General features: G+C 70.0%; 12 protein-coding genes and 2 tRNA genes. 10 read left to right on the top strand and 4 right to left on the bottom strand.

The window, feature by feature from the left end; all coding sequences use genetic code 11:
* The first annotated feature begins 102 nt into the window (after positions 1-102).
* Entirely contained in the window at positions 103-1689 is a 1587-nt protein-coding gene (locus ABZ208_RS08110; protein ID WP_356908717.1) for a long-chain fatty acid--CoA ligase, read from the top strand.
* Entirely contained in the window at positions 1686-3278 is a 1593-nt protein-coding gene (locus tag ABZ208_RS08115; RefSeq protein ID WP_356908718.1) for an FAD-dependent oxidoreductase, read from the top strand. The genes ABZ208_RS08110 and ABZ208_RS08115 overlap by 4 nt, the downstream gene beginning before the upstream one ends.
* Before the next feature lie 138 nt (positions 3279-3416).
* On the opposite strand, the gene ABZ208_RS08120 is transcribed toward ABZ208_RS08115, so the two are convergent.
* Positions 3417-3929 carry an ATP-binding protein gene (locus ABZ208_RS08120; RefSeq protein WP_356908852.1) on the bottom strand — a complete coding sequence of 171 codons (513 nt, stop codon included), beginning with the start codon at positions 3927-3929 and terminating at the stop codon, positions 3417-3419.
* A 315-nt stretch (positions 3930-4244) separates the two neighbouring features.
* On the opposite strand from ABZ208_RS08120, the gene ABZ208_RS08125 reads away from it, so the two are divergent.
* Together ABZ208_RS08125 and ABZ208_RS08130 are read left to right on the top strand one after the other, a co-directional pair.
* Positions 4245-4844, top strand: coding sequence for a TetR/AcrR family transcriptional regulator (locus ABZ208_RS08125; RefSeq protein ID WP_356908719.1), 600 nt, complete (start codon positions 4245-4247; stop codon positions 4842-4844).
* A gap of 89 nt (positions 4845-4933) precedes the next feature.
* Positions 4934-6553: an FAD-dependent monooxygenase gene (locus ABZ208_RS08130; RefSeq protein ID WP_356908720.1), complete on the top strand. Its 1620-nt coding sequence runs from the start codon at positions 4934-4936 to the stop codon at positions 6551-6553.
* A gap of 47 nt (positions 6554-6600) precedes the next feature.
* Here the strand turns inward: ABZ208_RS08130 and ABZ208_RS08135 are convergent, their stop codons facing one another.
* From ABZ208_RS08135 to ABZ208_RS08145, 3 genes are all read right to left on the bottom strand, one after another.
* On the bottom strand, positions 6601-7110 hold the full coding sequence (locus ABZ208_RS08135; RefSeq protein WP_356908721.1) for a GyrI-like domain-containing protein: 510 nt from the start codon (positions 7108-7110) through the stop codon (positions 6601-6603).
* Between the two features lie 122 nt (positions 7111-7232).
* The gene (locus tag ABZ208_RS08140; protein WP_356908722.1) at positions 7233-7889 is read right to left on the bottom strand and encodes an SDR family oxidoreductase; all 657 of its coding nucleotides are present in this window, start codon (positions 7887-7889) and stop codon (positions 7233-7235) included.
* Positions 7890-8041: 152 nt separating this feature from the next.
* Positions 8042-9274, bottom strand: coding sequence for an amidohydrolase family protein (locus ABZ208_RS08145; RefSeq protein ID WP_356908723.1), 1233 nt, complete (start codon positions 9272-9274; stop codon positions 8042-8044).
* A 326-nt stretch (positions 9275-9600) separates the two neighbouring features.
* On the opposite strand from ABZ208_RS08145, the gene ABZ208_RS08150 reads away from it, so the two are divergent.
* The 6 genes from ABZ208_RS08150 (at position 9601) to ABZ208_RS08175 (ending at position 11766) form a co-directional block, all read left to right on the top strand.
* A tRNA-Thr gene (locus ABZ208_RS08150) sits at positions 9601-9673 on the top strand.
* 46 nt (positions 9674-9719) lie between these two features.
* Positions 9720-9792: transfer RNA gene (locus tag ABZ208_RS08155), tRNA-Met, on the top strand.
* 88 nt (positions 9793-9880) lie between these two features.
* Positions 9881-10045: a 50S ribosomal protein L33 gene (gene rpmG, locus ABZ208_RS08160; protein WP_003956487.1), complete on the top strand. Its 165-nt coding sequence runs from the start codon at positions 9881-9883 to the stop codon at positions 10043-10045.
* Between the two features lie 87 nt (positions 10046-10132).
* Positions 10133-10585 (top strand): MaoC family dehydratase N-terminal domain-containing protein, encoded by a 453-nt coding sequence (locus tag ABZ208_RS08165; RefSeq protein ID WP_356908724.1) that lies wholly within the window; start codon positions 10133-10135, stop codon positions 10583-10585.
* Entirely contained in the window at positions 10585-11013 is a 429-nt protein-coding gene (locus ABZ208_RS08170; protein ID WP_356908725.1) for a MaoC family dehydratase, read from the top strand. Before ABZ208_RS08165 ends, ABZ208_RS08170 begins: the two co-directional genes overlap by 1 nt.
* Positions 11014-11160: 147 nt before the next feature.
* Positions 11161-11766, top strand: a complete 606-nt coding sequence (locus ABZ208_RS08175; RefSeq protein WP_356908726.1) for a helix-turn-helix domain-containing protein — start codon at positions 11161-11163, stop codon at positions 11764-11766.
* The last annotated feature ends 43 nt before the right edge of the window (positions 11767-11809 follow it).

Genomic DNA, 11809 nt, shown 5'->3' on the forward strand with positions numbered 1-11809 from the left:
AGACCGCCCACCGCACAGCCGTGATGCTGCCGTTCCACGGCTGCGCTCCGGCGGCCACACCCTGCGATCCGTGGCTCCCACCGACACACCTACGGAGATCCCATGCTCAACCTCGCCGTCATGCTGGAGACCAGTGCCCGTGCCGTGCCCGACCGCGTCGCGGTCGTCCTGGGCGACCAGGAGCTGACCTACGCGGAGCTGGACGCCGCCGCGTGCCGCGTCGCCGGCCTGCTCCGCTCGCGCGGCATCGAGTCCGGCGACAAGGTCGCGGTGTCCTGCCCGAACCTCCCCTGGTTCCCGATCGTCTACTACGGCATCCTCAAGGCCGGCGCGGTGGTCGTCCCGCTCAACGTTCTGCTCAAGGGCCGGGAGATCGCCTACCACCTGGCCGACTCGGAGGCCAAGGCCTACTTCTGCTTCGAGGGCAGCGCCGAGCTCCCGCTCGGGCAGGAGGGCTGGTCCGGCTTCGGCGAGACGCCCGGCTGCGAGAACTTCTTCCTGATGACCGCCGCCCCCACCGAGGACTCCCCGATCACGGGCGCCGAGACCCTGACGGCGGCACTGGCCGGCCGGAGCGCCGACTTCGAGACGGTCACCACCGAGGCCGGCGACACCGCTGTCATCCTCTACACCTCCGGCACCACCGGCCGGCCCAAGGGCGCCGAGCTCACCCACTCCAATGTGACGCTCAACGTGCTGACCTGCCACAAGCTGCTCGGCGAGATCGAGCACGACGTGCATCTGATCACCCTGCCGCTGTTCCACTCCTTCGGCCAGATCGTCCAGATGAACGCCGGCCTCGCCTCAAGAGCAACACTGGTGCTGCTGCCGCGCTTCGACGCCCGATCGGCCCTGACCCTGATGCAACGCCATGCCGTCACCCTCTTCGCGGGCGTCCCCACCATGTACTGGGCCCTGCTCGAAGCGGACGCGCCCGATGTGGACCTGCCGCAGATCGCCAAGAACCTGCGGATTGCCTGCTCGGGGGCCTCGGCACTCCCGGTCGAGATCCACCGCCGGTTCGCCGAGCGGTTCGGCGTCACGATTCTGGAGGGGTACGGCCTCTCGGAGACCAGCCCGGTGGCCACCTTCTCGCCGCGTGGCGAGGAGGTGCGGCCGGGCTCCATCGGACGTCCGGTCTGGGGCGTGGAGGTGGACCTGGTCGCCAAGGACTGGACACCGGTCCAGGGTGCCGACGCGATCGGCGAGATCGTCATCCGCGGGCACAACGTGATGAAGGGCTACTACCGGCGGCCCGAGGCGACGGCCGAGGTGATCCGCAACGGCTGGTTCCGCACCGGCGACCTGGCCCGCCGGGACGCCGACGGCTGGTTCTACATCGTCGACCGGGCCAAGGACATGATCATCCGCGGTGGTTTCAACGTGTACCCGCGGGAGATCGAGGAGGTGCTGCTCACCCATCCTGCCGTGAGCATGGCCGCCGTCATCGGGGTGCCGCACGAGCGCCACGGTGAGGAGATCAAGGCCTGCGTGGTCCTCGCCCCGGGAGCCGCTCTCGCCGAGGACGAGCTGATCGCCTGGTGCAAGGACGAGATGGCGGGCTACAAGTACCCGCGCCTGGTCGAGTTCCTCAAGACCCTGCCCACCAACGCCACCGGGAAGATCCTCAAGCGCGAGCTGCGGGACGCCGGTACCGCGGACGCCGGCGCGATCGAGGGGGCCCGATGAGCACCTCGTCCGACAGCGTCGACTACGTCGTTGTCGGAGCCGGCTCGGCCGGCGCCGCGCTCGCCGGCCGGCTGACCGAGAAGGGCACGGCCTCGGTCGCCCTCCTGGAGGCGGGCGGCCCGGACAAGAAGGCGGCGGTCCACATCCCCGCCGCCTTCTCCCAGCTCTTCAAGACCGAGCTCGACTGGGACTACACGACGGTCCCGCAGACCGAACTCTCCGGGCGCCCCGTCTACTGGCCCAGGGGCCGTATGCTCGGCGGCTCCTCCTCGATCAACGCCATGATGTGGGTGCGCGGGTTCGCCGCCGACTACGACGAGTGGGGCGACCTCTGCGGCTCCGACTGGTCATGGAAGGGACTTCTTCCCTACTTCCGCCGCACGGAAAGAATCGCGGGGGCCACCGACCCGGACCACGGACGCTCCGGCACGATGAGCATCGAGCCGCAGCGCGACCCGAACCCGCACACGGCCGCCTTCCTCGACGCCGTCAGGGATCTCGGTCATGCAGTCGAGCCTGCCAACACCGCGACGCCCACCGGGTTTTCGCAGACCATGGTCAGCCAGCGGCGCGGCGCGCGGTTCAGTACCGCGGACGGTTACCTCAAGCCCGCCCGTCGCCGCTCGAACCTGCACGTCATCACGGACGCGCAGGCCACCCGTGTGCTTTTCGAGGGGCGCCGGGCAGTGGGCGTCGAGTACCGCACCGGGGGTGTCACGCGCAGGGTGCTGGCGCGCCGCGAGGTCGTCCTCTGCGGAGGCGCGGTCAACACCCCCCAACTGCTCATGCTCTCCGGCATCGGAGACGCCACCCACCTGCGTGACAGGGGAATCGACGTCCTCGTGGACGCCCCGCAGGTCGGCGCCAACCTCACCGACCACCTCATCAGCGGCCTCACCGTCGACGCCTCGGACCGGACCCTGTTCGCCGCCGAGCGTCCCCTCGAGCTCCTGAACTACCTCGCCCGCCGCCGAGGGATGCTGACGTCGAACGTCGGCGAGGCGTACGGATTCGTCCGCAGCCGGCCGGAGCTCGAACTCCCCGACATAGAAATCATCTTCGCCCCGGTGCCCTTCATCGGCGAGGGTCTCGTCAAGCCGTCCGGACACGGTGTGACGGTGGGCGCGATCCTGCTCCGGCCCCAGAGCACCGGATCGATCACCCTCGCCTCGCCGGACCCCCTCGACAAGCCGGTCATCGATCCCCGCTATCTCACGGACCCGGACGGGACCGACCGTGCGGCCCTGCTGGCGGGGCTCGACGTCTGCGAACAGATCATCGGCCGGCTCACGGCCCGCGGACTGTCATCGGGCCGCTTCCTCATGCCCTCCGGGGCCGAGCTCCTGTCCCGTGACCGGCGTGTCGCGCTCGCACTGGCCGATCATTCCCACACCCTCTACCACCCTGTCGGAACGGCACGGATGGGCCGCGACGACGCCGCCGTCGTGGACCCGCAGCTCCGGGTACGGGGGGTGGAAGGCCTGCGGGTCGCGGACGCGTCGGTCATGCCGACGATCATCCGCGGCCACACCAACGCCCCCGCCATCGTCATCGGAGAGAGGGCGGCAGATCTGCTCGGAACGAGCTGAGGCCGCCCGGTGAGTCGGGGTGCCGGTACGCGACCCGGCACCCCGGCAGGCGGACATCGTCCGGCGAAGGACAGGGCCATGTGTCGACGTCTGAGCACACCACGACGTGCGGCGGTCGGCGGAGAGGACGTGGGCGGGTCACAGCGCCGGGCGGGCCGGGGGATGGGCAGCGAGCGCGTCCGTGTGCCCGGGGCCAGGGATCGGCAGTTCGAACCACATGGCCTTGCCCGTGCCTGTGTCGGTGCTTCCCCAGTGCTCGGCCAGCATGTCGACAAGTTCTATGCCACGCCCGCCCTCCGCCTCGGCGTCGGCGATGCGGCGTGCCGGGCCGGCCGAGTCGGCATCCTCCACTTCGCAGCGGAGATGGAATCCGCGCACGCGGAGATTGAGTCGCACGGGGCCGCGCGTATGGCGCAGGGCGTTGGTGACCAGCTCGCTGACCAGGAGCTCGGCAGTGTCGGCCAGGTCGGTCATGCCCCAGTCGCCCAGTCGGGCGGTCACCACCCGTCGCGCACGGCCGACCGAGGCCAGTTCACGAGCCACGTTCCAGGACTCGTGCCGGTACCGGGCGCAGAGGGCGGGCGCGCTCAGCGGCCGCAGGGGCCCGAGGGTTCGTGACCAGAGAGTCAGATGCCGGGCGAGCCAGGACATCGAGGGGTCGTGGGCGCCCTGCCCCTGCGCGAGCGCGGATCCAGGGACACGGGTCCGCTGCCGGCGCAGCGAACGGCATGCCTTCCTGAGGCCGTCGTCCTGGGCGGCCATGCTGATCAATCCCTTCCGTGCGGCGTCCGTCCCCTCGGGGTGACAAGGATCCGTCCGTGATCGGGCCGGGTGCGCCGCTGGACCCGGCATTCATGTAGCGGGTGCTACATACCTAAATATACATGTAGCGGGTGCTACAGTAAAGGGGTGACCAAACGTGCGTAATCGGGCATGATCTGCCTGTGGGCGGAACCGGGAGTTCTCATGGCGCGCTCGGCTGACCTGGACAAGCGTGCAGATCTGCTGCACCAGGTCCGCGAGTATGTGGCCCGCAACGGGTTGGTGGACCTCTCCTTGCGCCCGCTTGCGCGGTCGCTGGGCACCAGCGACCGCATGCTCCTCTACTACTTCGGCAGCAAGGAACGACTGGTCACCGAGGCGCTGGCCGTGGACGAGCGGCGTCCTCTGCTGCGCTTCCGTGAAGTGCTTGACAGTTCCGGCGCACCTGAGGACGCCGCGGGTCTGCGGCGCTTCATGGAGAGGCTGTGGCAGCAGTTCACTGCTCCGGACCGCCGCGTCATGCTCCCCGTCACCTTCGAGGTCATGACCGCCAGCCTGCTGAACCCCCGCCGGTACGGCCCGGTCATGCACGACGTGCTCACCGAGTGGACGGACCTGCTCACCTCCGTCTTCGTCGGCATGGGCGTGCCGCACGAAGCGGCCCGCACCGAGGCCACCCTTCTGGTCGGCGCCGCCCTCGGACTGCTCCACGCGACGCTGGCCGACGGTGACTGGGACCGGGCGGACGCGGCCTTCAGTACCTTGCTGGACCGTCTGGAGCCCGGTTGGCGAGCTGCGCAGTGAAGCACGGTCGACCGAGTCGCCGGGAACACCCCACCGGGCGACCATGGAGGCAAGGCGCGGCACGCGAGAGGATCCTGCTGGAGCTGCCGGTGGTGCACACCGATGTACTGATCGTGGGCGCCGGCCCGGTCGGGCTGACCGCGGCCGCGGAACTGAGGCGGCGCGGCGTCGACTGCCGCATCATCGACAGGCTCCCCGCCCGGATGCCGTACGCGAAGGCCGTGGGAGTCCAGCCCAGGACCCTGGAGATCTGGGACCGGATGGGCATGGTGCGCACCGCCCTCGAGGCCGCCGTGCCGATGCGCGGGCAGTTGCTGTACGTCAACGGCGCCCAGCAGGCGCGTATCGACCTCAAGCTTCCGCCCGACGTCCCCTACGGCTTCGCCGCCCTGCCCCAGTACGAGACCGAGCGCGTCATCGAGGAGCACCTCGCCCTCTTCGGCACCCGGATCGAACGCGGCACCGAACTGGTGTCGTTCGCCCAGGACGGCGAGGGGGTCACGAGCCGGCTCACCACGTCCGCTGGCGGTGAGCAGGAGCTCCGGTCCCGCTTCCTCATCGGCTCCGACGGAGCGCACAGCATCGTGCGCAAGACGCTCGGGCTCACCTTCGGAGGCGGCGCCTTCCCGGACGAGTACATGCTCGCGGACGTCGAGGTGGACTGGGACCTGCCGCAGGGCTACGGCGTACGCGCCATGCACCGGAGCGACGGCACCGTCGACGACCTGCTCGTGTGCATTCCGCTGCCCGGCCGCTCCCGCTACCGCATGTCCATGCTCGTCCCGCCCGAGCTCTCCGCCGGGCGAGGGCAGGGCGAGCGGGACGATGTCGCCCATGGACTGGAAGGCAGCCGCAAACCCGGAATCGAGCACATCCAGGCGGTTCTCGACCGGCTCTCCCCGCAGCCGACCACCGCTTCGGCCATGCGCTGGTCGTCCGTCTTCCGCATCAGCCACCGAATCGTGGACCGCTACGCCGACGGGCGGGTCTTCGTCGCCGGAGACGCCGCGCACATCCACCCACCGACCGGCGCGCAGGGCATGAACACCGGCATCCAGGACGCCTACAACCTGGCCTGGAAGCTCGCTCTCGCCCTGGCGGGCACCGCGCACCCCCGACTGCTCGGCAGCTACGACGCCGAACGGCGGCCCGTCGGCGAGGAAGTCGTCGGCCGCACCGTCCGGCACGCGACCGAGGGCATCCAGGCCGACCCGGACGACCCCGAGACGATCATGATGCGTGAGGCCCAACTCCTCGTCGCCTACCGCGACAGCCCCATTGTGGGACCGGGCACCCCCGGGCTGGGCGGCCCCGACGCCGGCGACCGCGCGCCCGACTGTGGTGGCCTCACCGGCACCATCGCCACCTTCCCCATGCGGCTGTACGACGTGCTCCGCGAACGCGGCCATCTGCTGCTGCTCTACGCGGACACGGACGGGCCGGTGGCCGAGTTCGACGAACTTGCCGCGACGGCCAGGAACCTGGGCCATGGCCAGGTGGACGCGTGTGCCGTACGTGCGGCCGATGTGGATGCCGACCGCGTGCAACTGCCGGTCCTGTGTGACAGTCGGGGCGAGTTCCGGCGCGGTTACCGTGCCGAGGGTCCGACGGCGTTCCTGATCCGCCCCGACGGCTACCTGGGTGCCCGCATCACCCCTGCGGCCGGTCCCGGACTGTCCGCCCATCTCGAGCGGATCTTCCGCACCTGAGCGGCTCGGGTGCCGGTCAGGTGTGGAAAACCCAGCGGTCTCGGACCCTAGTCCGCCAGCCGGAACGCCAGCTCCATCTCCCACTTCGACATGTCCGGCTCCTCCCGCGGGTCGGTCAGATACGACTCGATCCGTCCGGCCCAGTGCTCGACCCCGTCGACGACGGTCATGTCCCATTCCAGGCCCTTGCGTTCCACCCAGACGTGCATCGCGCTGATCACGTCGAACAGCTGGTCCGGGTGGCCGATGTGCAGGACCGTCACATAGCGCCCGGCGGGCAGCACCGCGATACCGATGTCTCCCTCGGGTTCCGGTGCCGAGACGACGGGTACGCCCGCCTCGATCACCGACTCCCCTTCCATGTCGATGGTGTTGTAGCGGAAGAACGGGGGTCCTGCGAACTCCGCCCCGCGCGTGGTGAGCCAGCCGACCAGCTCGGGGAGCCGGTCGGCGATCGTGGCGAAGGCGTCCATCCGCACGGAGCCGCGGACGTAGGCGTACAGCTGTTCCCCGCGTTCGACGATCGCGGGCTGGATCTCCTGCATGGCATCCCTCATGACATCAAGGACCGTACGGCCGCCGGGAATTCATCGGTCACAACGGTGGAGGAGCGGGGGCGGTGGAAGAGCTGCAGATACGTGGGCGACGGCACGGCAACTGGCCGGAGAAGGAGGCCGGTTCAGTTGCCGGCGACGTCCTTCACGGCGACCACGACCGGGACCGAGCCGCTGATCAGTTCCAGTGTCAGCCCCACGGCGCCCGGCGACTCCACCATCTCCGCCAGCACGGCAGCGACATCGTCACGCGGCACGGTTCCGGGGCCCGTGGACGCCGCCAGTCGTACGAGTCCGGTGCCCGCGTCGTCGATGAGCCTGCCCGGGCGCAGAATCGTCCAGTCGAGGTTCGTGCGGGAGCGCACGTAGTCGTCCGCGGCGCCTTTGGCGCGCAGATAGGCGTCGAACACCTCGTCGCCCTCGTGACCGGCGTCGGCACCCATGGCCGACACCACGATGTGGCGCCGTACGCCCGCCCGTTCCGCCGCGTCGGCGAAGAGCACCGCGGCGCCCCGGTCCACCGTGTCCTTGCGTTCCGCACCGCTGCCCGGGCCCGCGCCCGCCGCGAAGACCGCCGCGCCCGCGCCCTGCAGTACCGCGGCGACCTGCTCCACCGATGCCGACTCCATGTCCATGTAGACGGGTTCGGCGCCCGCCTCCCGCAGATCGTCGCCCTGGTCCGGGCTTCGGATGATGCCCACGGCCTCGTGTCCGCCCGCCGAGAGCAGCCGCTCGAGACGGCGCGCGATCTGTCCGTGTCCTCCAGCGATGACAATGCGCATGCATACGACGGTACGTCCGAACCGCATGCCGCGCTCAGGGGCCGCGCCGTGCCCGGACACCGTGCTCTGACACCGTTCCCGCCACTGCCGTACACCACTGTCGGACACGGCGCCGCGACACCTCGCCGCGGGACCGCGTCCGGGGGCGTTGCTCAGGGCCCGAAGTCCGGCCGTCCCTGCCGCGGCAGTTCGAGCGCGACGGCCGCCGCCGAGTCGCAGTACTCGCGCACCGCGCTGGTACGCGCCACCACCCGCCCCCGGTGGATGACGATCCGGCTGTACGCGAGTGAGAGCACGCTCCCGATCCGCTCCCCGCGCACCGCGAGCAGCTCCGCGGGGAATCCCGCCTCGACCCGCACCTCCGGCAGCCCCATCACCTCCCGGGCTCCGCCGGCCACCACCCCGTACGCGTCGGGCGGCCGCATCCCGCTCTGCGAGGAGAGCAGGTACGCGGCCTCCAGCGGGTCTCCGCGGCCCACCGGGTTGGTGATGTCCCGTAGGGCACCGCTGCCCGCCGCGACGCGTACGCCCGCGGCACGCAGCAGCCTGACCGGCGCGTTGCCGCGCTGTTCCACGCCCGCGCAGCCGCCCTGAGGCAGCGAGACGACCGTGACCCCTGCCGCGGCGAGCTGGTCGGCGGCCCGGGAGGCCACCTCGCGCGGCAGCCGGGCGAGGCCCGCGCACGGGCCGATCGTCACCCCTGGCCGCAGCCCGCCGGCCATCGCGGCCAGCCGTGCGACACGGGCCGGATCGTCGCCGTTCGTGTGCAGATCGACGGGGCAGCCGTGCTCCGCAGCGACCTCCAGGACGGCTTCGACGTAACCGGTCGGATCCGGGTCGGCGTCCGGGCAGCCGCCGACCACGCCGGCACCCATCTTCACCGCGTCCCGAAGCATCGCCAGCGCGTCGGCCCCGGCGATGCCGGTCAGCAGCCGGGGCACGGCGACAGCGGTCAGATCGGCGAGCCCCCGCAGCGAACGCCGTGCCTGGAGCACCGCCTCCAGGGAGTCGAGACCCTGCACGTCCCCGATGCGCACGTGCGAGCGCAGGGCGGTCGCGCCGTGTCCGAGCTGCAGCAGCGCGGCCTCGGTGGCGCGGCGCTGGACGTCCTCGATGGCGTACGAGACGGGACCCGCGGTGTCCGCGGTGAGTGCCGTGTCGCTGTGGGCATGCGGTTCGGCGGGGGCGGGGAGCAGCAGGAATCCCGTGAGGTCCAGGCGGGAGGAGTGCGGGGGGAGGCTGCCTGCCGTACCGACCGCCTCGATGCGCCCGCTGCCGAGCCGTACGTCGACGGTTCGGCCGTCTGCCAGCCGGGCGCCGCAGAGCAGCAGCGCTGTGGTGTCCGCGGTCGCGCCGTCGGGGGGCTGCGGCTGGCTGTCGGGCATCGCGCTCCTGAGTGGGGCGGGGGCTCGTGTGCCGCTCGCGCGGCGCTCGGACGGCGTGAGGGCCGGAAAGGATCACGCAGCGTGAGTCGAGCCTAGGGGCGCGCGGAGTGCGCTTCGAGGAGGAGCGCAATAGTCGTACCGGTGTGGTCACGTGGGCGTACGGGGCGGACGGGGCGTTGCCGGAGATACGGGGTCAACGCGCCTGCGGCGGTGTGGTGACGGCGGAGCGACGGGGGGTGGCGAGTGCCCCGTACGGGGCGGCGGCCCGGGGGCCGGAAAACGGATTTGGGCGATCGGCGGCCGACCGTGTAATGTCTTCATCGCTCGCCCCAATAGCTCAGTCGGTAGAGCGTCTCCATGGTAAGGAGAAGGTCTACGGTTCGATTCCGTATTGGGGCTCTGATGTTGGTGATCCTCGCCTTCGGGCGAGGGGATCCGGCATCGCAGCGGTGTAGCTCAGTCGGTAGAGCAAGCGGCTCATAATCGCTGTGTCACCGGTTCAAGTCCGGTCACCGCTACACACAGTAGCCGATTGTGGGGTCGGTCCTCCGGTCGGCTACTCTTTATGCGTTCATCCGTCCATCCGTCCGTCCAAGGAGCACTCACGTGGCTGCCACAGACGTCCGCCCGAAGATCACGCTGGCCTGCGTGGAGTGCAAGGAGCGGAACTACATCACCAAGAAGAACCGGCGTAACAACCCGGACCGTCTTGAGATGAAGAAGCACTGCCCGCGCTGCAACTCGCACACGGCGCACCGCGAAACGCGCTGATTTCAGGCTCGTATACGAGGCCGTCCCCACTGGGGGCGGCCTCGTGTCGTTTGGTTTGTGGTCAAGTCATCAGGAGGGAGCCAGTCCATGGCGCTCGACCAGTCGTTCGTGGGGCGGACCTATCCGCCCACCGCGCCCTATGAGGTGGGCCGGGAAAAGATCCGTGAGTTCGCCGAGGCCGTGGGCGACACAAATCCCGCGTACAGCGATCCCGATGCTGCCAAGGAGCTCGGCCACTGTGATGTGATCGCGCCGCCCACTTTCGCCTTCACGATCACTTTCAAGGCTGCCGAGCAGGTTGTTCAGGATCCGCAGTTGGGGCTGGACTACAGCCGGGTGGTGCACGGCGACCAGAAGTTCGCTTACGCGCGTCCGGTACGGGCGGGGGACCGGCTGTCGGTCACCTCGACCATCGAGTCCATCAAGTCCCTTGCGGGCAACGACATCCTCGACATCCGCGGCGAGGTGCACGACGAGTCCGGCGAACTCGTGGTGACGGCCTGGACGAAGCTGGTGGCGCGCGCCGCCGAGGAGGCGTGATGGCAGCGAAGATCTCTTACGCGGAAGTCGAGGTCGGCACCGAGCTGCCGGCGCAGAGCTTTCCCGTGACCCGCGCCACGCTGGTGCGGTACGCGGGTGCGTCGGGCGACTTCAACCCGATCCACTGGAACGAGAAGTTCGCCGTCGAGGTCGGACTTCCGGATGTGATCGCGCACGGCATGTTCACGATGGCCGAGGCGGCGCGTGTGGTCACCGACTGGGCCGGCGACCCCGGTGCGGTCGTGGAGTACGGCGTGCGCTTCACCAAGCCCGTGGTCGTGCCGAACGACGACGAGGGTGCGCTGATCGAGGTCAGCGGCAAGGTCGCGGCCAAGCTGGACGACAACCGGGTCCGTGTCGACCTGACGGCGATGAGCGCCGGGCAGAAGGTGCTGGGCATGTCCCGCGCCGTGGTCCAGCTCGCCTGACAGGCCCGGACGCGGGCCACGTTGTCAGCGGGCCTACGGGTAAGGGGCGCTCTCCCAAGGGAGGGACGCCCCTTACGTGCGCTCCGATGTGGGCTGTCCGACGGATCGTCCTTGCTCGATTAGTGATTGACCACTAACTTGGTCTCCATGGCCAGGATGAGTGCAGAGGAGCGACGCGAGAGTGTCATCCGTGCCGCGATCACCGAGTTCGCGCGCGGTGGCTACAACGGCACGTCCACCGAGGCGATCGCCAAACGCGTCGGTGTCTCGCAGCCGTATCTCTTCCGGCTCTTCAAGAACAAGCGGGAGCTGTTCCTGGCGGCGGCGATGCGCTGCCTGGAGGAGACTCCCGCGGCCTTTGCCGACGCGCTGGAGGTCCGCCCGGACAGCTCGCCGCTGGAGGCGATGGCCGCCGCGTACATGACGCTCATCGACGATCGCGACAAGCTTCTGATGCAGATGCAGATGTATGTCGCCGTGGCGTCCGCCGAGGCGGCGGGCGATCACGAGTTCGGTGAGCGGATCAGGGCCGGCTGGGCCCGGATCTGGGACCAGGCGAACATCGCCTTCGCCGGGGACGGCAAGGAGACGGCCGGCTTCCTCGGCTGCGGCATGCTCGTCAATGTGCTGGTGGCGCTGGGATTCCCCGAGGATCACCGGGTCTGGTCCGGGCTCGACATGTCGGAGCTCAAGGTCGCGAAGGGTCCTCAGGCCTCGCAGGACTCGGAGGCCTCGGAGGCCTCCGGGGGGTAGGTCGCACCGCCCCCTCGCGGGGCATTCTTCTGAGCATCAAAGT

Source organism: Streptomyces sp. NPDC006208 (assembly GCF_040613775.1).
Taxonomy (GTDB): domain Bacteria; phylum Actinomycetota; class Actinomycetes; order Streptomycetales; family Streptomycetaceae; genus Streptomyces.

Coding starts and splice junctions, on each gene's coding strand:
- ABZ208_RS08175 (WP_356908726.1), top strand. CDS start 11,161: ATGGCCAGGATGAGTGCAGAGGAGCGACGCGAGAGTGTCATCCGTGCC.
- ABZ208_RS08145 (WP_356908723.1), bottom strand. CDS start 9,274: ATGCCCGACAGCCAGCCGCAGCCCCCCGACGGCGCGACCGCGGACACC.
- ABZ208_RS08135 (WP_356908721.1), bottom strand. CDS start 7,110: ATGAGGGATGCCATGCAGGAGATCCAGCCCGCGATCGTCGAACGCGGG.
- ABZ208_RS08170 (WP_356908725.1), top strand. CDS start 10,585: ATGGCAGCGAAGATCTCTTACGCGGAAGTCGAGGTCGGCACCGAGCTG.
- ABZ208_RS08165 (WP_356908724.1), top strand. CDS start 10,133: ATGGCGCTCGACCAGTCGTTCGTGGGGCGGACCTATCCGCCCACCGCG.
- ABZ208_RS08120 (WP_356908852.1), bottom strand. CDS start 3,929: ATGTCCTGGCTCGCCCGGCATCTGACTCTCTGGTCACGAACCCTCGGG.
- ABZ208_RS08125 (WP_356908719.1), top strand. CDS start 4,245: ATGGCGCGCTCGGCTGACCTGGACAAGCGTGCAGATCTGCTGCACCAG.
- ABZ208_RS08115 (WP_356908718.1), top strand. CDS start 1,686: ATGAGCACCTCGTCCGACAGCGTCGACTACGTCGTTGTCGGAGCCGGC.
- ABZ208_RS08110 (WP_356908717.1), top strand. CDS start 103: ATGCTCAACCTCGCCGTCATGCTGGAGACCAGTGCCCGTGCCGTGCCC.
- ABZ208_RS08140 (WP_356908722.1), bottom strand. CDS start 7,889: ATGCGCATTGTCATCGCTGGAGGACACGGACAGATCGCGCGCCGTCTC.